Annotated in this window: 15 protein-coding genes and 3 pseudogenes; 12 read left to right on the top strand and 6 right to left on the bottom strand. The window is 38.2% G+C overall.

Annotated features, from left to right (window positions below; genetic code table 11):
• Positions 1 to 12 precede the first annotated feature (12 nt).
• The gene (locus R2H34_RS11825; protein WP_004956266.1) at positions 13 to 1,107 is read left to right on the top strand and encodes a fatty acid desaturase family protein; all 1,095 of its coding nucleotides are present in this window, start codon (positions 13 to 15) and stop codon (positions 1,105 to 1,107) included.
• 48 nt (positions 1,108 to 1,155) lie between these two features.
• Here R2H34_RS11825 and R2H34_RS11820 read toward each other — a convergent pair whose 3' ends face one another.
• On the bottom strand, positions 1,156 to 1,620 hold the full coding sequence (locus R2H34_RS11820; protein WP_004912553.1) for a hotdog fold domain-containing protein: 465 nt from the start codon (positions 1,618 to 1,620) through the stop codon (positions 1,156 to 1,158).
• Positions 1,621 to 1,735: 115 nt separating this feature from the next.
• Between R2H34_RS11820 and R2H34_RS11815 the strand changes: the two genes are divergently transcribed.
• Positions 1,736 to 2,368 carry a TetR/AcrR family transcriptional regulator gene (locus tag R2H34_RS11815; RefSeq protein ID WP_004912550.1) on the top strand — a complete coding sequence of 211 codons (633 nt, stop codon included), beginning with the start codon at positions 1,736 to 1,738 and terminating at the stop codon, positions 2,366 to 2,368.
• A gap of 47 nt (positions 2,369 to 2,415) precedes the next feature.
• On the opposite strand, the gene R2H34_RS11810 is transcribed toward R2H34_RS11815, so the two are convergent.
• Positions 2,416 to 3,117, bottom strand: a complete 702-nt coding sequence (locus tag R2H34_RS11810) for an SIMPL domain-containing protein (protein WP_004912548.1) — start codon at positions 3,115 to 3,117, stop codon at positions 2,416 to 2,418.
• Positions 3,118 to 3,583: 466 nt separating this feature from the next.
• Between R2H34_RS11810 and R2H34_RS11805 the strand changes: the two genes are divergently transcribed.
• From R2H34_RS11805 to R2H34_RS11765, 9 genes and pseudogenes are all read left to right on the top strand, one after another.
• Positions 3,584 to 4,954: a diaminobutyrate--2-oxoglutarate transaminase gene (locus tag R2H34_RS11805; protein WP_042891120.1), complete on the top strand. Its 1,371-nt coding sequence runs from the start codon at positions 3,584 to 3,586 to the stop codon at positions 4,952 to 4,954.
• 3 nt (positions 4,955 to 4,957) lie between these two features.
• Positions 4,958 to 6,490: a pyridoxal phosphate-dependent decarboxylase family protein gene (locus R2H34_RS11800; protein WP_042891119.1), complete on the top strand. Its 1,533-nt coding sequence runs from the start codon at positions 4,958 to 4,960 to the stop codon at positions 6,488 to 6,490.
• Positions 6,491 to 6,946: 456 nt separating this feature from the next.
• Positions 6,947 to 7,978, top strand: a complete 1,032-nt coding sequence (locus R2H34_RS11795) for a PstS family phosphate ABC transporter substrate-binding protein (RefSeq protein WP_042891118.1) — start codon at positions 6,947 to 6,949, stop codon at positions 7,976 to 7,978.
• 524 nt (positions 7,979 to 8,502) lie between these two features.
• Positions 8,503 to 9,534, top strand: a complete 1,032-nt coding sequence (locus tag R2H34_RS11790) for a substrate-binding domain-containing protein (RefSeq protein ID WP_004912535.1) — start codon at positions 8,503 to 8,505, stop codon at positions 9,532 to 9,534.
• A gap of 101 nt (positions 9,535 to 9,635) precedes the next feature.
• Complete coding sequence (pstC, locus tag R2H34_RS11785; RefSeq protein ID WP_004912533.1) at positions 9,636 to 11,015, top strand: phosphate ABC transporter permease subunit PstC; 1,380 nt, start codon at positions 9,636 to 9,638, stop codon at positions 11,013 to 11,015.
• Positions 11,012 to 12,406, top strand: a complete 1,395-nt coding sequence (pstA, locus tag R2H34_RS11780) for a phosphate ABC transporter permease PstA (protein ID WP_042891116.1) — start codon at positions 11,012 to 11,014, stop codon at positions 12,404 to 12,406. Before pstC ends, pstA begins: the two co-directional genes overlap by 4 nt.
• Positions 12,407 to 12,420: 14 nt before the next feature.
• Positions 12,421 to 13,335, top strand: coding sequence for a phosphate ABC transporter ATP-binding protein PstB (gene pstB, locus R2H34_RS11775; RefSeq protein ID WP_004912527.1), 915 nt, complete (start codon positions 12,421 to 12,423; stop codon positions 13,333 to 13,335).
• 147 nt (positions 13,336 to 13,482) lie between these two features.
• A complete protein-coding gene (gene sohB / locus R2H34_RS11770) occupies positions 13,483 to 14,445 on the top strand; it encodes a protease SohB (RefSeq protein WP_004912525.1) in 963 nt (320 codons plus the stop codon).
• 210 nt (positions 14,446 to 14,655) lie between these two features.
• Positions 14,656 to 16,330 (top strand): annotated as a pseudogene (locus R2H34_RS11765) (Ig-like domain-containing protein).
• A gap of 15 nt (positions 16,331 to 16,345) precedes the next feature.
• Here R2H34_RS11765 and R2H34_RS11760 read toward each other — a convergent pair.
• Together R2H34_RS11760 and R2H34_RS11755 are read right to left on the bottom strand one after the other, a co-directional pair.
• Positions 16,346 to 16,985 (bottom strand): annotated as a pseudogene (locus tag R2H34_RS11760) (DUF2238 domain-containing protein).
• A 21-nt stretch (positions 16,986 to 17,006) separates the two neighbouring features.
• Entirely contained in the window at positions 17,007 to 17,375 is a 369-nt protein-coding gene (locus tag R2H34_RS11755) for a hypothetical protein (protein WP_004963179.1), read from the bottom strand.
• Between the two features lie 315 nt (positions 17,376 to 17,690).
• On the opposite strand from R2H34_RS11755, the pseudogene R2H34_RS11750 reads away from it, so the two are divergent.
• Positions 17,691 to 18,060: pseudogene (locus R2H34_RS11750) on the top strand (hypothetical protein).
• Here the strand turns inward: R2H34_RS11750 and rsmD are convergent.
• Together rsmD and mrdA are read right to left on the bottom strand one after the other, a co-directional pair.
• Positions 18,057 to 18,605 (bottom strand): 16S rRNA (guanine(966)-N(2))-methyltransferase RsmD, encoded by a 549-nt coding sequence (rsmD, locus tag R2H34_RS11745; RefSeq protein WP_004912511.1) that lies wholly within the window; start codon positions 18,603 to 18,605, stop codon positions 18,057 to 18,059. The pseudogene R2H34_RS11750 and the gene rsmD sit on opposite strands and share 4 nt — an antisense overlap.
• Positions 18,605 to 20,602 (bottom strand): penicillin-binding protein 2, encoded by a 1,998-nt coding sequence (gene mrdA, locus R2H34_RS11740; RefSeq protein ID WP_039048253.1) that lies wholly within the window; start codon positions 20,600 to 20,602, stop codon positions 18,605 to 18,607. The genes rsmD and mrdA overlap by 1 nt, the downstream gene beginning before the upstream one ends.
• Positions 20,603 to 20,635 lie beyond the last annotated feature (33 nt).

The following is a 20,635-nucleotide window of genomic DNA, read 5'->3' as shown; positions in this document are numbered from 1 at the left end:
GAGATAAAGATTATGAACATGCCTGTTAAAGTTCAATATTTTAAAAATCCAAAAAACCGTGATTTAACTGCTGCTGAGTTAGATGCTTTTGCCCGTGAATTAGATCAAATCAAACAAGAAGTCCTGAATGATTTAGGCGAGAAAGACGCGAAGTATATTCGTCGAGTTTATGCGTCTATTCGATATAGTAGTTTCTTAGGTCGTGCATTACTCTTTGCTGGATGGTTTCCACCAGCTTGGTTATTAGGTACTGGCTTATTAGGCTATGCCAAAATCATGGAAAATATGGAATTGGGTCATAATGTGATGCATGGGCAATATGACTGGATGAATGATCCAAAATTTAATGGTCAAACCTACGAGTGGGATACAGTCGGGACATCGGATAACTGGCGTCAAACTCATAATTATAAGCATCATACTTATACCAATGTTAAGGGGATGGATGATGATGTGGGTTATGGGGTATTTCGTTTATTTCCAGAACAACGTTGGACTAAATTTACTTTAATTCAACCAATTTATATCGTGCCATTTAGCCTATTGTTCCAATGGGGTGTTGCGATTCAAAATCTTGAATTAGGTAAAGTTGTCTACAAGCGTAAGACCATGGACGAGTTTAAGCAGGAATGGAAACCTGTGCAAAAGAAAATCGCGAAGCAACTGTTTAAAGATTATGTGTTTTTTCCATTGATTGCTGGTCCATCGGCGATTCCTGTTTTCACGGGTAATCTTGTTGCCAATGGTCTTCGTAATATCTGGACATTTAGTATTATTTTCTGCGGACATTTTACTAAAGATGCTGAAGTTTTCCCTAAAGCAGTTCTACAAAATGAAAGCCGTGGTCATTGGTATATGCGACAAATTCGCGGTTCTTCGAATTTAACAGGATCGGAGGCTTTTCATATTTTGACGGGTCATTTGAGTCATCAAATTGAGCACCACTTATTTCCTGATATTCCAGCACGCCGTTACCGTGAAATCGCACCAAAAGTTGAAGCGGTTTGTAAAAAATATGGTTTGAATTACAACAACGCAAGCTTTGTAAAGCAATTTGGCGAAGTTGTGGGACGTATCTTCAAATATGCATTACCTTTTAAAAAGTAATCCCTGATTTAAAAAAAGCCCCGATATGTTTTTATATCGGGGCTTTTTTTATTTCTTTTTAGAAATCCACATTGTAATTTTTGCGTGGAAAACTTTTTCATTTGCTTTGTCGAAAACATCGACATTGACAAGATATTCACCTGCTTTATCCCAATCATAATTTTGTTCAACAGGTGAGGCAATTGCGATCAAATCAGTTTCTGCTTTTTTCAAATATTCAACAGTCATTCCTTTAGGAATCCAACGATGTGTTGCAGGAACGGTAACTTCTGTCATTGTTCCTCCAGCAAGTTCAGCCATATTACACATCGCGATCGCGTGTACAGTCCCTATATGGTTGAGCACTGAACGTTTTTTCTTAATCGAAATTTTGCACGAATTCGGCTTTAGTTCTTCAAATAGCGGAGAAATACTACTGAAATATGGTGCTTTTAGGCAAAGCATGCGTGTAAATGTCCATTTGCCTGCGGGTAAAGCAGAAGCTTTGTTCCACAATTCTAGAGTTGAAGCCATGTTAAATTACCTTGATAAAAACAGAATTTAATTCTTTTACAGAATATAATTCTGTTTACAAGTTGTGGTCAAGTCATTCACAATAGTTCCGACAATCGGTGAACTCAAATTGAATATGCAAACGGCTCAACAATTATTAGAAAGGTTGTATCCTCAACGAAGATCTTTGTTAAAGCGTCAAATATTATTTGATGCGTTATCGTGTTTTTTAGAGTTTGGATTAGATGCCACTAGCATTGAGATGATTAGAGAACGTTCAGACAGCAGTGTAGGAGGGATCTATCATCATTTCAAAAATAAAGAGGGTGTCATTGCTGCTTTAGTATTTGCAGCTTTAGATGATCAATCAAGATTAAGAGATCAATACTTAGAGCAGACGCAATCTTTAAAAGAACTGATCTATAGCTTGATTTATAGTTATGTTGATTGGGTTGCTGATCAGCCAGAGTTCGCTAAATTTTTATTACTTGCACATTACAGTGTGATGAACGGTGAACACCGTTCGGTTCTAATTGAAAAGAATAAGCTCAGAAATAAAACGCTACGCAACTACATTTCACAGTATTCTGAAGCATCTTTATTGAAATCAGCTCCAGCAGAGTTAATGATGTCTTTAGTGATTGGTGCAACAGAAAACTATTGCCGTGCTTGGTTGTTTGAAAAGGTTGATACTAATCCGAAAATTTATCGAGAATTGTTGGCTAAAGCTGCATGGGATTCTTTACAAAATTTAGCTGAGATAGAGTGAAGAAAAGGCATATTACATGCCTTTTCTTGTATTTATGCCCATTCAAATTATTTGAATTGAATCGAACCATTAGCATTTACGATAATTTTTGACTCACCCGCAGCCATATCTTGAGCAGGAGCAGCTTCTGCCATTGCAAATTTTGCAACTCCACCACGCATCATGGGTTGAGGGAAGTAATTGCTCGTATTTAAATTTAAACTGACAAGATTATATTGTGCTTTGTTCCACGCTTGCGTGATTGATTGAGCACGCTGTTGAAAGTTTTTAGAAGCCTCGATCATTAACTCATTTTCAACTTTCTTTCGTTGCTCATCAGAGACGGTAAAGTTAATAGATTGAGTTTGAAAATTTTGTTGCAGTTCACTGATTAACTGACTTGCCGCTTTGAAGTCCTTACTTTCTAACTGGATTTCTGCACGGGCACGCCATTCTTTTAATTTATTGTTGTCACTGTCATAAACAGGATAAGTGCTTTGAGCACCCGTTTCGACTTTGACTTGAGGATATTTCCGAGAAAGAGCTTGAGCTTGATTCATCAGTTGATTGATTTGATTGGAGAGTTCGGCAGGTTGCTTATGACTCTTTTCGATGTACAGAACTGCCTGCATTTGATCATTGGCAACTTGGCGTGATGCATCAGCTTGGATATTGACGATATTATAGTTTAATTGGTTGGAATCTTGGGCAAATGCGCTTGAACTGAGAGCTGCACCTAACATCATCGAAGCGAGTGCTAAAGTACGCATAAATTTTTCCTTAAAGTGACGATTAACAAATTATTTTTACAACTTTCATATTAAAAAGAACTGATGTTGAACTTCTGCAGATTTTGTGGTGTCTTTGTAATAAATTTGAGATGTTTTGCAATAAGAAAATAAAATAAAAGTATTTAAATAATAAATAGTTATGATGGTGATTTTGACCATTTATCTAAAAATTAATATGTAGATAAAAAAAGCATACTTTCTTTCGCTTGTCACATAGTATGATGATAATTCATCATAGTTAATTGAAAGAAACATTTTTTCAATAATATTAGATGAATGTCAGGCATAAAAAGAGTTTATTTTATTTCAAAATTAGGTATCATCTCGCACCTAGTTGAAAGATATAAAACATTTTGTCTGCACTAGATTCTAAAAAGCACCGAGTCAAACGACCGCAAGTCACCAGACTTATTTCTTTTACCCATATCAGAGATGGTAATTCGATATGAGCGTTACTTCCGTAAACCCTGCCGCTAATGCATCCAACGAATATTATTTGACTCGCCAAAGTCAGATGGAATCAAATGTTCGTAGTTATCCACGTAAATTACCGTTAGCGATAGCGAAAGCACAGGGCTGCTGGGTTACAGATGTTGAGGGTACTCAATACCTCGACTGTTTAGCTGGGGCAGGAACATTGGCTTTAGGTCATAATCATCCTGCGGTGATTCAAAGTATTCAAGATACATTGGCAAGTGGTTTGCCTTTGCATACTTTAGACTTAACGACTCCTTTAAAAGATGCTTTTACTGAAGCACTTTTGGCTTACTTGCCAGGCGGTAAAGAAGAATATTGCTTACAGTTCTGTGGACCATCTGGTGCAGATGCTACAGAAGCGGCGATTAAACTTGCTAAAACATATACTGGTCGTAGTTCTGTGATCAGTTTTTCAGGTGGATACCACGGTATGACTCATGGTTCACTGTCTATGACAGGTAACTTGAGTGCTAAAAATGCCGTGAATGGTCTTATGCCTGGCGTTCAGTTTATGCCATATCCACATGAATATCGTTGCCCACTTGGTTTAGGTGGTGAAGCGGGTGTTGATGCTTTGACTTACTTCTTTGAAAATTTCATCGAAGACGTTGAAAGTGGTGTAACGAAACCTGCTGCTGTGATTCTTGAAGCAATTCAAGGTGAAGGCGGTGTCGTAACTGCACCTGTTAAGTGGTTACAAAAAATTCGTGAAGTGACTGAAAAGCACAACATCGTTTTAATTTTGGACGAAGTTCAAGCTGGTTTTGCACGTTCAGGTAAAATGTTTGCCTTTGAACATGCAGGTATCGAGCCTGATGTTGTGGTGATGTCAAAAGCTGTAGGTGGTGGTTTACCATTAGCAGTGCTTGGTATTAAGCGTAAGTTTGATGCTTGGCAGCCAGCAGGTCACACGGGTACTTTCCGTGGCAACCAGTTGGCAATGGGTACAGGTTTAATGGTTCTAAAAACTATTTCTGAACAAAACCTTGCTCAAAATGCGCAACAGCGTGGTGACTTCTTACAAGCTGAATTCAAAAAGTTAGCTCAAGAATTCCCATGTATTGGTAATGTCCGTGGTCGTGGTTTGATGATCGGCGTTGAAATCGTTGATGAGCGTAAACCAGCTGATCATATGGGTTCACTTCCTGCTGATGCACAATTAGCTGCGGCAATTCAAACAGCTTGTTTCAACAATAAACTTTTACTAGAGAAAGGTGGTCGTAACGGTACTGTAATTCGTTTACTTTGCCCACTTATCATCAATCAAGACGAATGTGTTGAAGTAGTTGCACGCTTCAAAAAAGCGATTGCAGAAGCTTTAAAAGCAGTACGAGGCTAATCCATGGTTGATTTTGCAGAACATCGTAAAGCGTTACTCTGCAATGATGCACAATCCATTGCTGACTATCAGTCAGCAATGGGCGAAGCGGTTAAAGCCGTTTCAGCATGGTTGCAAAATGATAAAATGTACACAGGTGGAAGCATTAAAGATTTGCGAGCAGCAATTTCTTTTAATCCATCAAAAGAAGGTTTAGGTGTACAACAATCATTACAACGTATGGTTGAGCTTTTCCTCAACAAAAGTTTAAAAGTACATCATCCACACTCACTTGCACATTTGCATTGCCCAACGATGGTGATGAGCCAAATTGCGGAAGTGTTAATCAATGCAACGAACCAATCTATGGATTCATGGGATCAAAGCCCAGCGGGTTCATTGATGGAAGTTCAGCTTATTGATTGGTTACGCCAAAAAGTGGGCTATGGCGCAGGTCAAGCAGGTGTATTCACTTCGGGTGGAACACAGTCTAACTTGATGGGTGTATTGCTTGCACGTGACTGGTGTATCTCGAAAAACTGGAAAGATGAAAATGGTAATCCATGGTCTGTTCAGCGTGATGGTATTCCTGCAGAAGCAATGAAAAACGTCAAAGTCATTTGTTCTGAAAATGCACACTTCTCTGTGCAAAAGAATATGGCAATGATGGGGATGGGCTTCCAGTCGGTCGTGACTGTTCCTGTCAATGAAAATGCGCAAATGGATGTCGATGCACTCGAAAAAACCATGGCACATCTTCAGTCTGAAGGCAAAATTGTTGCTTGTGTTGTTGCTACAGCGGGTACGACAGATGCTGGTGCAATCGATCCACTCAAGAAAATCCGTGAAATTACCAATAAATTTGGTTCTTGGATGCATATTGATGCTGCTTGGGGTGGTGCGCTGATTCTTTCTAATGATCATCGTGCAATGCTTGATGGAATTGAATTGTCAGACTCAATCACACTTGATTTCCATAAGCATTATTTCCAAAGCATTAGTTGTGGCGCTTTCTTGTTGAAAGACGAGGCTAACTATCGCTTTATGCATTATGAAGCTGAGTATTTAAACTCTGCTTATGATGAAGAGCATGGTGTACCTAACCTTGTGTCTAAATCATTGCAAACGACTCGTCGTTTTGATGCATTAAAATTGTGGATGACAGTTGAAGCATTAGGTGAAGAGCTTTATGGTTCAATGATCGACCACGGTGTGAAATTAACACGTGAAGTTGCAGACTACATCAAAGCAACCGCAGGTCTAGAATTGTTGGTTGAACCACAATTTGCTTCTGTTCTGTTCCGTGTTGTTCCAGAAGGTTATCCAACTGAGTTTATTGATAGTTTGAACCAAAACGTTGCAGATGAATTATTTGCACGTGGTGAGGCGAATATTGGTGTGACTAAAGTTGGTCAGGTTCAATCATTGAAAATGACAACTTTAAGCCCAGTTGCAACGCTTGAAAACGTTCAAAATCTACTTGCACTTGTGCTTGCAGAAGCTGATCGGATTAAAGATGCGATTGTTGCAGGTACTTACGTGCCACCTATTGATTAATGATTTGTAATCTAAGGCCACCAGAGTGGCCTTTTTTTTCACACGAGATTTATCCATTAATTCTATCTACAGCTATTTCGAATAAAACTTTTGATGGGTGCTCATTAATTCCATCACAAAAAAATTAAAAAGAAACTCCTCCAGTCGATAAGACTTTAAACTTAAGGCTAAATATTGGTTCTTTGGTTTACAATGGGTTTTATATTTAAACAGGTAGTCCATTGTTTTTAAAAAATTTGCGTTAAATCTAGATACATTTTTTGATAAAAAAACAACCACGATAAAATTGATATTTGAAAATAAAGATTCAAAAAATGTGATTATCATTAAAACGTCATAATTTAGTAACTTAATTGCAATATTGCAACTGCAAAATGCAATTCATCGAAAGTGTGACTACCAAACTTTACGTAACGTACACGCACACTATATTGCATTTCATGAAGAGAGAAAAGAATGCGTTTAAATACACGTCAAATCGTAATTGCTTTAGCGGTTTCTGGAGCGGTTGTTGCAACAACGGCGAATGCAGCTCGCGATACGATTCAAATTGCGGGTTCATCAACAGTATTGCCATATGCGAGTATTGTTGCAGAAGAGTTTGGTAATACTTTTCCACAATTTAAAGCTCCAGTAGTAGGTTCAGGCGGGTCTTCAGCAGGATTAAAGCAATTTTGTCAAGGTCTTGGTGATAATACCATTGATATCGCAAACTCATCTCGTAAAATTAAAGATGCAGAACTTGCTGCTTGTAAAAAAGCGGGCGTAACTCAAATTCAAGAAATCAAGATTGGTTACGATGGTATTGTTTTTGCGTCAAACTTAAGAAAGCGTTCTTATGAGTTAGATGCAGTACAAGTTTTTCAAGCTCTGGCTGCACAGCTTCCATCGGGTGGGAAATTGATTCCAAATCCTTATACGCGTTGGAGTCAAATTGATAGTGAATTACCAGACGAACCCATTACTTTAGTGATTCCAGCATCTAACCATGGTACACGTGAAGTCTTTCAAGAAAAATTGGTTGATGTTGGATGTGAATCTTTTGCTTACTTTAAAAATTTAGAGAAAGACGATCAGAAAAAAGCATGTTCATCTTTCCGTAAAGATGGTCGAGTCATTGAGATTGCGGGTGACTATACTGAAACATTGACACGTTTAAAAACTTCTCCAAATGCTATAGGTGTTTTTGGTTTAGGTTTTTATGATCAAAACCGTGATAAGTTACGTGTTGCGACAGTAAATGGAGTGATGCCGAATGAGAATACGATTTTAAGTGGTCGTTACCCTGTTTCTCGTGCACTTTACTTCTATGTAAAAGGTCAGCATTTAAAATCAATTAAAGGTTTACCTCAATACGTTGAATTCTTCCTAAATAAGAAATTTTCTGGTAAAGGTTCAAAATTAGAGAAAGCTGGTTTAATTCCTTTGAGTGATAAAGAACGTGCAAAAATTCTAGCTGATTTTAAAGCTGGAAAAACAGTGAAGTAATAGTTGTTTTAAACAAGGCTGATGATAAGGATTTATCATTGGCCTTTTATTAAATTCAATGTGTTAGAATAATTTATTCTGAATAAATTGCATATTAGACTAAATCGAGTTTGGTAGGTGATAACAGTAACGTTTGATCGATTTCAAGCCCTTGCAAGAGAATGAGGTCTACGTGATCAGATTACATTTTTTTGAATAGAATTCACTATTCAGAAATGTCTAATTTATCCTGATGTATATGTGTATCAAAAAATAGGTAAATAAACAAAGCAACATAAAAGGTGATCGAATATTTATTAGAATTTATTTCACAGATAACGTAAATGAGAACAATATGTTATGTTCCAAGTATAAATGTTCAGCGATTAAAATTGATAAATATATAGAAAAGTTTGATTATAACCAAAGCGTCACAAAGTTGTAACCTATTTGTCATATTATCTGATCAAAATACAGTTAACCAAAGTACAACACTTGAAGTTAAAAGAGTTGTAAATCAAATTGTATAAATGAGAGAAGACAGAATGCGCTTAAATCCACGTTATATCGCACTTGCATTGGCTGTATCTGGGGCAACTGTAGCAGGAACTGCTAACGCAGCTCGTGATACGATTCAAATTGCTGGTTCATCAACTGTATTACCTTATGCAAGTATTGTTGCAGAAGAATTTGGTAATACTTTCCCACAATTCAAAGCACCAGTTGTTGGTTCAGGTGGTTCTTCAGGTGGTTTGAAACAATTCTGTCAAGGTGTTGGCGACAACACAATTGATATCGCGAACTCTTCACGTGCTATCAAAGATACTGAAATCGCTGCATGTAAAAAAGCTGGCGTAAACCAAATCCAAGAAATCAAAATTGGTTATGACGGTATCGTATTTGCATCAAATGTAAAAAAAGCTGCGTATAAATTAAAACCTTATCACGTATTCACAGCATTATCTGCTCAATTGCCTTCAAATGGTAAATTAGTTCCAAACCCATATACAACTTGGAACCAAATTGATAAATCTTTACCAAATGAGCCGATTACTTTAGTTATTCCTGCATCTAACCACGGTACTCGTGAAGTATTCCAAGAGAAAATGGTTGAAGCAGGTTGTGAAGCTTATGATTACTTCAAAAACTTAGATAAAGAAGCTCAGAAAAAAGCGTGCTCTACATTCCGTAAAGATGGTCGCGTAATCGAAATCGCTGGTGACTATACAGAAACTCTTGCTCGCTTAAAGACTTCACCAAGCGCTGTAGGTGTATTTGGTCTTGGCTTCTATGACTTGAACCGTGACAAGTTACGTGTTGCAACTGTAAACAACGTTGTTCCTTCTGAGAAGACAATTTTAAGTGGTCAGTACCCAGTTTCTCGCCCATTGTTCTTCTATGTGAAAGGCGAACACTTGAAGTCAATCAAAGGTTTACCACAATACGTAGAATACTTCTTAAACAAGAAAGTATCTGGTAAAGGTTCTAAGTTAGAAAAAGCTGGTTTGATTGCATTGAATGACAAAGAACGTGCAAAAATCCTTGCTGATTTTAAAGCTGGTAAAACAGTTAAATAAGTTTACTTAATAACGGAGGCTGGTGAGACTTAGATTCATCGGCCTTTTTGTCTAGCTAAGTTTTTTCAAATGATGAAAATTGAGAAAACAGTGGAGATTACATGAATCTGCTACTTATCGGTGTGTTATTAGCCCTTGTGGCAATCGCATATCAAATCGGGCTGAGTAAAAGCCGTAACCTAGCAGGTAAGGGGAATAACTCAGTAGCACTACATTCTCGTCCTGTGTATTACGGGGCTTTGGTTGCCTTGTGGTGTGGTATTCCTGCTTTTTTAATTTTGATAATTTGGAACTTGGTTGAGCCGAGTGTTTTACAACATATTATTTTTAATAATATCCCAGCATCCGTCAGTGCAACTTTAGATGAAGCAGGGCGTGATGTATTAATTGATCGTGTTCAAGCCATTGCTTCAGGTTTTGGTGTCACGGATCAAGCTGCGGCTTATGAAGTTGCTGCTGCACAACAATTAGCAAAATTTCAAACCATTGGGACTTTTGCTAAGTTAGCTGTAGTTATAAGCGTTGCGTTAGCTGGTTTAGTTTGGGCAAAGCGTAAAGTTAGTGAGCAATATCGTGCACGAAATCAGGTTGAAAAAACAATTAACGTTGCCTTGATTCTATGTTCTGGTGTTGCGATTTTAACAACTATTGGTATCGTTCTTTCGATGCTGACAGAAGCATTACATTTCTTTAAATTTGTCAGTCCTACTGATTTCTTCTTCGGTACAGAATGGAACCCTGGTTTCAGCACAACAGGAAATGCTGAAGGCAGTTATGGAATTTTGCCATTACTTTGGGGGACATTAATGGTCAGTGGTATCGCATTACTTGTTGCGGTTCCGATTGGCTTAATGATTGCAATTTACTTGGCAGAATATGCATCTCCAAAGCTACGTGCTTGGGCAAAACCAATTATTGAAGTATTAGCAGGTATTCCTACTATTGTTTACGGTGTATTTGCACTTATGGTCATCGGACCATTCTTCAAAATGGTAGGTGAAAGTGTTGGTATTAATATCAATGCGACAAGTGCTTTGACTGCTGGCTTTGTTATGGGAATTATGATTATCCCATTCGTATCATCATTATCAGATGACATCATTACTCAAGTTCCACGTTCACTCCGTGATGGTTCTTTAGGTTTGGGTGCTACAAAATCTGAAACGATTAGACAAGTTGTTTTACCTGCTGCACTTCCTGGTATTACAGGCGCATTTTTACTTGCTGTTTCTCGTGCTGTTGGTGAGACCATGATTGTGGTACTCGCAGCAGGGAATAGCCCATTACTACATGCAAACCCATTAGAAGCTGTTTCAACAGTGACGGTAACGATTGTAAAACAGTTAACTGGCGATACAGATTTCGCAAGTCCACAAGCATTGGTTGCATTTGCCCTAGGTTTAACGTTGTTTGTGATTACTTTGGGTCTAAACATTATTGCACTGTATATCGTGCGCAAATATCGTGAGCAATACGAATGAGTTCATCAAAGACATCTCCTTTGGATCCAAATGCGTTTGATCCTCAAGTGGCTGCTGAACAACGTGAACAGCGCAAAAAAGTTATCCAAAGCTCGTTGGCAAAACGTCATCGCAAAGAAAAAATGTTCCGTCTGGGAGGTTTTTCTGCAGTCGTGATTGGTTTGGCATTTGTTGCTTTACTATTCGGAAGTATTTTAGCGAGAGGCTTACCAGCTTTCTGGCAGAGTAGTATGACAGTTCCTGTTTATTTTGACCCTACGATCATTAATGCAGGACCGAAACCAAAACCAACTGCGGGTGAGTCGCCAGCTCATTTTGAAGAGCGCTTTGTTGCTTGGCAAACTGAGATGGGTATGGTGGATTGGGATGCATTGATCGTAAATGGTATTGTTGCTAAAGACCCAGCACTTGAGTCGCAACGTGATTATTTGACTGGTATGTATACTAGCTCTGAAGCATACCGTTTACGTGATATGGTTCTTACAAATCCAGCATTAATTGGCACTAAGCAAGAACTTAAATTCTTGGCAGATGCCAATGTCGATGTATGGTTATCTGGAAATATTGATCGTTCATTGCCTGATGATCAGCAACAACTTGATCCAGAAGTACGTCAACTCGCTGATCAATTAGAAGCAAAAGGGATCATTGAAAGTACGTTTAATACCAACTTATTTGTTAGCCCTGACTCTCGTAGTTCTCCTGCAATCAGTGGTTTGGCAGGAGCATTCATGGGTTCATTGTTCATGATGCTCATCGTGATCGTGATCTCTATTCCAATTGGGGTTGCAAGTGCCATTTACTTGGAAGAATTTGCGCCGAAAAATATGATGACAGACATCATCGAAGTAAATATTAATAACTTGGCTGCTGTTCCTTCGATTGTGTTTGGTTTGTTAGGTGCTGCTATCTTTATCGGATGGATGCAACTGCCACTTTCAGCTCCGTTGGTGGGTGGTTTGGTTTTAAGTCTAATGACACTGCCAACTGTAATCATTACCACACGTGCATCATTGAAGGCAGTACCACCATCTATCCGTCAAGCTGCATTAGGTTTAGGTGCATCGAAAGTACAAACAGTGTTCCATCATGTATTGCCACTCGCGCTTCCTGGCATTATGACAGGTTCGATTATTGGTGTAGCACACGCATTGGGTGAAACAGCGCCATTACTCCTGATTGGTATGAGTGCCTTCGTTGCAAGTGTTCCGACATCACCACTTGATCAAGCAACAGCATTGCCTGTACAAGTATATTTGTGGCAAGGTAATGAACTACGTAACTTCTTTGAAGGACGTACAGCAGCAGCGATTATTGTGCTTCTAGCATTGATGATTGGTTTAAACAGCCTTGCTATTTGGCTACGTAAGAAATTTGAAGTGCGTTGGTAATTGAGGAGAGTACAATGAATACGATTGAAATTATGAACGCATTAGAAAAGGATAAGTCAGTGAATCCACAGCAAACAGAATCGAATTCATCTGAAGCACAAGTTCAGCAATCTAATACTGCTTTTGTTTCTCAGTTTGAAACGGCTTCATCAAATAAAAAGCCTAAAAGCAATGAAGTAAAAATCATGACCAAAGATGTTCATGTTTACTATGGTGAAACTGAAGCGATTAAAGGTATTGATCTTGATATCTATCAAAATGAAGTGATTGCTTTTATTGGTCCATCAGGGTGTGGTAAATCGACTTTCTTGCGTACTTTGAATCGCATGAATGATACGATTGATACTTGTCGCGTAACAGGTAAAGTCACTCTAGATAATCAAGATATTTATGATCCAAATCTTGATGTGGTTCTACTACGTGCGCAAGTTGGTATGGTATTCCAAAAACCGAATCCATTTCCTAAATCAATTTTCGATAACGTAGCTTATGGTCCTAAGCTACATGGCTTAGCTCGTGATAAATACGATTTGGAAGAAATCGTTGAAAACAGTTTACGTAAAGCTGGTCTGTGGGAAGAAGTGAAAGATCGTTTGAGTCAGCCAGGAACAGGTTTGTCAGGTGGTCAGCAACAACGCTTATGTATTGCACGTACAATCGCAGTAAGCCCTGAAGTGATCTTAATGGATGAGCCGTGTTCAGCACTTGATCCAATTGCAACTGCGAAGATTGAAGAATTAATTTCTGAACTTTCTGAGCAATATACGATTGCCATTGTAACGCACTCAATGCAACAAGCAGCTCGTGTATCTGATCGTACTGCTTACTTCCATTTAGGTGATTTGATCGAAGTGAACTCAACTGAGAAAATATTTACTCAGCCAGATCATCAATTAACTGAAGCATATATTACAGGTCGTTTCGGTTGATATTTTTACAGTGAAAAGAAGAGCCTTCGGGCTCTTTTTTTGTATAGGCAGATGAAAAAGAATCTATTTTTCAAAATCACTATTGAATTTTAACTCAACTGACCACATCTTAGACGGATAAAAGCCGAACTTAAGAGCACTTATTTTATGTTATTCCATTTACCTAAATTTCCTGCTGAGATTCGTATAAGTCATTTAAATGCGCGCGTGAATGAGCAAAGAAAAAGAATTGCGCAAACAACAGCATCTCGTTTGGAACTTTTACAACTGGTGCAACAGCTTGCAAAAGAAGCGAAAATTCGTAAAAAAAATGATCAGAAAATTTATGTGCTCGATTTCAAAGGTGATGTACAAGCCTCTGCTGTAGATACGATTCGTGAGGAAATTACCCTTATTCTAGCAACCGCAAAAGCAGGGCACGACCGCGTTGTAGTTCGTTTAGAAAGTCCTGGTGGAATGGTACACGGTTATGGTTTGGCTGCTGCTCAGTTAGTTCGTTTACGTGATGCGGGTTTTAATGTGACGATCTGTGTAGACAAAGTAGCTGCAAGCGGTGGCTATATGATGGCTTGTATTGCCAATGAAATCATTACAGCACCATTTGCTGTGGTCGGTTCAATTGGTGTGGTTGCACAGGTTCCAAACTTCAACCGTCTTTTAAAACAACATAACGTTGATTTTGAATTGTATACGGCTGGTGAGTATAAACGTACTGTGACAATGTTCGGAGAAAATACACCTGAAGGCAAGGCGAAATTTGAAGAAGAATTGCAACAAACGCATTCTTTATTCAAGCACTTTGTTGAAAAATATCGTCCTCAATTAGATATTTCAAAAGTGGCAACAGGTGAGCATTGGTATGGTGAAGATGCTCTCGCATTAAATTTGGTGGATAAGTTACAGACTTCGGATGAGTATTTACTTAGCTTGTTACCAAAACATGATGTATACGTGATCAATACTCGCAAACGTCCGACATTTGGTGAGAAACTTGGATTACAAGCAGCGCAAATGGCAGAAAGTTTAATTCCAGCAGTACTTGGGAAAATGACTGATACTCTAGTAAAAGCAAACAATACGCTCGTTCAAATGCGCGATCCTAAATTCTAAGTTAACAAAGAAATCTTTAAACCAGCTTCGGCTGGTTTTTTGTTTTATGACATCTGATTTTAATTGATGGTCAATTAAATAAAATGACAAAACTCAGCTTTGAATAGATTATTCTAAATGATTGCATTTGATATTTTAACGAACAGATTAAGTGCTTAATTATTCATTAATCTAAAGTTTTTAAAATAAAATTGATCAGTGGGTATAATAATGACAAGAGTTATCGTTTCTTCAAAGACGAGCCTAAACATTTTACAAGATGGAAAAATCAAGGATGTCATATTAAGTCAGCCATCTATTATTCAATTAGGTATAAACCAAGAGAGTATAAAATCCATCATCAAGCAAGGCGATGATTTAGTCATTACTTTAAAAAATGGCGAGAAAATAATCATTCGTGACTTTTACAATGAAATGAATGCCAGTGAGCATACATTGGCCTGAGCAATGATGATGGTAGCTACTCGATTGCCGAGTTCGAAGATTCGGGCAAATTTGTTCGTTACACATCATCAAGTCAAGCTGTACCTCAAGTTTCGACAGAGTTACCTACACAAGTCTCTTCAGTATCAGAACCCGCAGATGATCTTGGGATCACTAAATCGCAATTGATTAAAGGTGGACTGAATGCTATGGCTGCTGAAGGTCTTTATTTGTTGGCAGTAAATGATGATGACGACAATAATAATGATAAAAATGATTCGACGGATATGATTGCTCCGATAACACCAACGGCAGTACTGAGTTCGGATACACAAACGATTACAGGTAAAACTGAAGCCAAAGCAAAAATTGAGATTAAAGATTCAACAGGAAAAGTCATTGCCACGGGTCAAGCTGATCAGGATGGAAACTATACTGTAAAACTGAACGAACCTTTAGTGAATGGAAGCAAAGTGGCTGTCTCTGCAATTGATAGTGCTGGTAATGTTTCGAAATCAACAGTTGTGACTGGAACTAAAGATACATTACACCTGATTCACCTTTGGCACAGCTTAATCAAGATGGCACTATTGTGACAGGCAAAGCTGAAGCAAATGCAAAAATAGAAGTTAAAAGTGCAGATGGTCAAACAACTATTGGCTCTGGAACAGTTGGTGCGGATGGTAAGTTCAGTCTGAGTTTGTCACCTGCTTTAACAGATAAAAATATTGCCAAAATTTATATTATCGATTCTTCAGGAAATCGTTCTGAACCTACAGATATATTTGGTGCTAAAGATACAATTGCACCGACTAAGCCTCTGCTACAAACGGTAATGGATGATATTGGCGCAGTTAAAGGCGCTGTTAGTTCAGGTGGAAGTACCGATGATACCAAGCCAACATTATCAGGAATTGGTGAAGCAAAAGCAGTACTCACAATATTTGATAATGGCTATCCGATTGGGACTGTTACAGTTGGAGATAATGGTAAATGGAGTTACACCGTAACGAATGATTTAGTTTTAGGCTCACACAAAATTACTTTAACTCAAACAGATGTAGCTGGTAATACCAGTGAACTCAGTGATGCCTTTAATTTCACAATTGTAGCTCCAGCTCAACCTAGTGCGCTGATGTTGAGTGATTCCTTAATCATTGAGGAGGTTCAAACTTCTTTTGTGGACTCTGTTAATTTAGATCGTCTTTTAAGAGCTCCAAACATATCGGATAGCTTTGTAGATGAGGAACAATTATCAATTCCGCTAGAGCATTTATTAAGTGCAGAAAAGTTGGAAACAGATGTGATAGATCAATTATTAAATGAGTTTGATCTGAATCTTGTGAGTCAAAACTCGCTATTAGGCACTGTGGAGACGATTTCTGTGCAAACTGACTTAGCTGAGACATCTTTCAAAGAATTATTCAATGATTTAGATGTCTCTTCAAATTGGATGTTCTAAACATGGGGAAAACTCTTATTTGTTCTGAATAAGAGTTTTTTCTTTATATAGATATAGTAAACCAATCAAAATCGAACCAAGAGTTGCTAGAAACATATCTTTATGTGCATCCCAAATATCTCCTTGTTGCCCATTGTAATTTTCGGCATCTTCTGGCGATAAACCGATTGCGATCCACCATTCAATCAACTCATAGACTAAACTCGATGCCATGACAAATTGGACAACTAATAAAAATATTGCAACGGGTTTAGATTTGGGAAAGAAGAACTCAAAACAGCGGTAGAAGAATGGGTAGAGTAGTAGCCCATAAGCGAAATGTACAAAACGATCATACATGTTCCTCGACCATCCCATTGTTTGATTCAAATCAATGTGGAATAGCGTTTGAAACCACTCATTGTAAGGTACGTATGAATATAAATAGTGTGCACCAACAATATGAATGAATAAAAAAGCAAGGTATAAGCAAAAACTATGGAAATCGATACCAATTTTCTTAATTACAATAATTAATGCAATCAACATGAGTACCGTGCCAGCTTGATGCAACAGATACGATTCAAACTCAAGTGGGTGAATACTAGCGATGGACTGCGAGGCATATAAAACCGAAGGCAATATAATGTTTTAAAGTTATTTGTTGTTCTATCATGCGAAGCGATCCAATTTGCTATCAAGCCCCGCTAGTATCCTCATGATTATTGGTTACTATTACAGGCTCAGTTCTAGGTGCAACACCACCAAGTGCTTGACATGCTTGTTTATAAAGTTGATATTTTTGTTGTACTACTTCATCGAGTGGTATGTCAAAGAGATCTTCGCCATTTTTGTATTGCTCAACATATGTTGATGCTTTTGACTTGTTTGCAGCCAAAGTTTGCTGATGAAAATTGGTAATTGATGAGGTTGCAATTTGGTTGGTTTCAATATTATTACATTCAAAACTCTGCAAAACTTTTTCTGCACGTTTCACTTCATTGGATTGACCAAAGATACAACCTGTTAAATTCAAGATTATCGTTAACAAGATAAAACGTTTCATAATTTTTTGGAGTTGAATTAGATGATGAGATTGGGGTTATTGTATATAGAATTCAATCTATAAATTAATAGTTTATGTCAGACACAAATGAAATTAAATAATCTTTTTAGACATCATTAGCAATTTCTACATTCCGAAATTCACTTAGACATATACTTGATTCTATAAAATTGGGTTTGAGAGCTTGTTGAGTTGTTATTTGCCAAATCCGTTGATTACTATCACATACTTTTAAACTCTATGTTGCTTATGCTCAAGAAACTTTTATTGAATGCTATGTTAGCCAGACGTCTATGTTTACTTACTTGTCTTTTGATGCCTTTACAATTTTTAGCAGCACAGCAATACGACTTTTTTTGCTGGATTTGAGGATCAACATACTGAAGAGATGTTTGAATCTGCTTATCCTGAAATTAAAACGGACTATTCAATTTTACACAATCAATTTTATCATGATGAACGTCTAAGAATTTATAACTATACGGCTTATCAAACTGACTAGCTGAACCAAAAAGTCTTGACGGGAGACACGATGAGTTTTGGTCTCAATGATTTATCCATTTCACTGGGTTATGGCATCGTTTATCAGATTAACCAAGACAATCGAATAGGATATGAATATTTGTCGAGTTTTCCGTTTGATCGAGGACAAATGGTTCGATTGTTTTGGTTAAGAGTCCTTTAAGGCATTTTCTGATATAAACCTGCTTTTACTATTCCTGCTTTGGTTTCTTTAATCTTTTTCCAAGAAGCAGGCAGTTTTAGTTCAGATAACTCACGATCAGCTTCTACATAAATAAAGCCATTCGCTACGATCTTTGTATCCACAGACTCAGCTAACTCTTGCCATAAATTCAAGCCATAGGGCGGATCAAGAAAAACAAGATCAAATTGTTGGTTAATTTTCTGTAAAGCTTTCTGTGCTGTGGTCACGTAGAGCTGACATTTATTGGTTTTTAATAGCTGAATATTTTGTTTTAGAAATCCAGATTGAGTGACATCGGGTTCAATCATGATAACTTCAGCTGCACCACGAGAAAGCGCTTCAAAAGCTAAAGCTCCTGAACCACTACATAAATCTAATACCTTACTATTTTGGATATCCCACATTAACCAATTGAATAATGTTTCACGTACACGATCAGGTGTTGGTCTTAACCCTTCAATAGATGCGAACGGTAATGTTCGACGTTTCCATTCTCCTCCGATAATGCGTAACTGATTTTTCATTATTCAGATACTCCATCGGCATGTGCTGTTGAGCTTACAGTAGGAGTTGAAGCAGGAGCATTTGTTGAACTAAATGTACCACTACCACTTGGAAGTTCTGCAGGTTTGATGCCAGCTGTCATTAACCCACCACTGACTTGATGGTTTAAAGGACGAATTGGATTTTTCTTACGATTAACCAACCAATAATCAAATACTGGTCGCGCAAGTTGAGCGGCGGAACCACCATGCTTACCATTTTCCCAAACTACGGCGATCGCAATTTCGGGATTTTCGGCAGGTGCAAATCCGACAAATAAACCATGATCCCACTGTCTAGAGGACAATGCTGCTTCGTTATATCTTTTGCCCTGAGCAATACTTTTTACTTGTGCTGTACCTGTTTTACCTGCAATAGAATAACGCAGACCGCCTTTGATCCCGCGACCTGTACCAGATTGAATGACATCAATCATGGCAGCGTGCATATTGACCCAATCTTCATCTGTCCCATTAAACTGAATTTTTCCATCAGGAGCATTGTGAACAGGAAGCTTCTTGGCGCCTTTATGATCTCTCAAAACATGTGGTGTGACATGTGAGCCTTTGTTGGCTGTAATTGCCGTTGCCATAGCGAGCTGTAATGGTGTCGCTGTAAATGCGCCCTGACCGATACTGACTGAAATGGTTTCACCTTTTAACCATTTCGTATTTCGAGTTCGCATTTTCCATTCTGGACTTGGATATAAGCCTGAGCTTTCACTCGGTAAATCAACACCAGTTTTCTCACCGAAACCGAATTGGCGCATCCAAGTATTCATTTTGTCGATTCCCATACGATACGACAAAATATAAAAGTAGGTATCACAGGAAACCACTTGGGCTTTATGTAAATTTACTGCACCATGCCCACTTTTTTTATGGTCACGGAAGCGATGGCTATCACCTGGTAAAGAAAAGTAACCTGGGTCTGAGATTGCGGTACTCCAATCGACTAATCCGTAATGAATTCCACCTAGACCAAACATTGGCTTGATCGTTGATCCTGGAGGATAAGCACCTTGAACAGCACGATTGTAAAGAGGTTGATCAGGATTATCCCGTAAACCACTATAGTCTTTAGTACTAATCCCTGTAACGAATAAGTTTGGATTAAAACTTGGACTTGAAACTAAAGCTAAAATTTCCCCTGTGCGAGGGTCCATTGCAACGATTGCACCACGGCGATCAACTAACTGTTGCGCTGCAATGGTCTGTAAACCATAATCAATAGACAAATAAAGGTCATTTCCACGTACAGGATCTTGTCGACCAAGATGTCTAAGAACGTTCCCGTGTGCATCAGCTTCTACAGATTCATAACCTGGAGTGCCATGTAATAATTCTTCGTAGCTTTTCTCCGCGCCAATTTTCCCGATCAGGTTGGTTCCAGCATATAAATCTTTATCAATCGATTTGAGTTCTTTGTCATTGATTCGTCCAACGTATCCAATCACATGAGCAAACAACTCGCCATGTGGATAGTAGCGAGTCATTTGAGTCTCAATTTTTACACCTGGAAATGCGTATTTAACCTCACTAAATTTGGCAATATCTGCTTCTGTGAGATTTAACTTAATCGCGATTCGTTCTGTTTTTCGAGCAGTTTTGACCCGGCTTTTAAAACGCTCAATATCTTCTTCAGTGAGACTCAAAATTGGAATAAGACGTGCTAGGGTTCCGTCTATGTCGCTAACATCAGTTTTACTTAATGTGGCACTGAATACTGGATAATTGTCTGCGAGCAATACACCATTACGATCGTAGATATAACCACGTGCTGGAGGGAGGGGCTGCAAGCGAATACGGTTTTTGTCAGAAGCCGTTGTAAAGTCATCGTAATGAATAATCTGTAAATATGCATAACGACAAATCAATAAAAGTAGGAAAACAACGACGACTGAAATCGCAAAAAAAATTCGACCCTTATAAATGCGCTTCTCTTGTTGCATATTTTTTAAAGGAAAGTGCTGTTTCATAGGGTATCGACTTAAATTGCAGGATGGCAGAGA

The sequence above is a fragment of the Acinetobacter sp. 16 genome (genome assembly GCF_033439925.1).
GTDB classification, from domain to species: Bacteria; Pseudomonadota; Gammaproteobacteria; order Pseudomonadales; family Moraxellaceae; genus Acinetobacter; species Acinetobacter junii.
The sequence above is the reverse complement of the archived record's forward strand: the minus strand, read 5'-3'. Positions and strand labels throughout refer to the sequence as shown.

Excerpts from the sequence above, each read along its gene's own strand:
- R2H34_RS11825 (WP_004956266.1), top strand. The coding sequence starts at position 13 with ATGAACATGCCTGTTAAAGTTCAATATTTTAAAAATCCAAAAAACCGT.
- R2H34_RS11820 (WP_004912553.1), bottom strand. The coding sequence starts at position 1,620 with ATGGCTTCAACTCTAGAATTGTGGAACAAAGCTTCTGCTTTACCCGCA.
- R2H34_RS11815 (WP_004912550.1), top strand. The coding sequence starts at position 1,736 with ATGCAAACGGCTCAACAATTATTAGAAAGGTTGTATCCTCAACGAAGA.
- R2H34_RS11810 (WP_004912548.1), bottom strand. The coding sequence starts at position 3,117 with ATGCGTACTTTAGCACTCGCTTCGATGATGTTAGGTGCAGCTCTCAGT.
- R2H34_RS11805 (WP_042891120.1), top strand. The coding sequence starts at position 3,584 with ATGAGCGTTACTTCCGTAAACCCTGCCGCTAATGCATCCAACGAATAT.
- R2H34_RS11800 (WP_042891119.1), top strand. The coding sequence starts at position 4,958 with ATGGTTGATTTTGCAGAACATCGTAAAGCGTTACTCTGCAATGATGCA.
- R2H34_RS11795 (WP_042891118.1), top strand. The coding sequence starts at position 6,947 with ATGCGTTTAAATACACGTCAAATCGTAATTGCTTTAGCGGTTTCTGGA.
- R2H34_RS11790 (WP_004912535.1), top strand. The coding sequence starts at position 8,503 with ATGCGCTTAAATCCACGTTATATCGCACTTGCATTGGCTGTATCTGGG.
- pstC (WP_004912533.1), top strand. The coding sequence starts at position 9,636 with ATGAATCTGCTACTTATCGGTGTGTTATTAGCCCTTGTGGCAATCGCA.
- pstA (WP_042891116.1), top strand. The coding sequence starts at position 11,012 with ATGAGTTCATCAAAGACATCTCCTTTGGATCCAAATGCGTTTGATCCT.
- pstB (WP_004912527.1), top strand. The coding sequence starts at position 12,421 with ATGAATACGATTGAAATTATGAACGCATTAGAAAAGGATAAGTCAGTG.
- sohB (WP_004912525.1), top strand. The coding sequence starts at position 13,483 with ATGTTATTCCATTTACCTAAATTTCCTGCTGAGATTCGTATAAGTCAT.
- R2H34_RS11755 (WP_004963179.1), bottom strand. The coding sequence starts at position 17,375 with ATGAAACGTTTTATCTTGTTAACGATAATCTTGAATTTAACAGGTTGT.
- rsmD (WP_004912511.1), bottom strand. The coding sequence starts at position 18,605 with ATGAAAAATCAGTTACGCATTATCGGAGGAGAATGGAAACGTCGAACA.
- mrdA (WP_039048253.1), bottom strand. The coding sequence starts at position 20,602 with ATGAAACAGCACTTTCCTTTAAAAAATATGCAACAAGAGAAGCGCATT.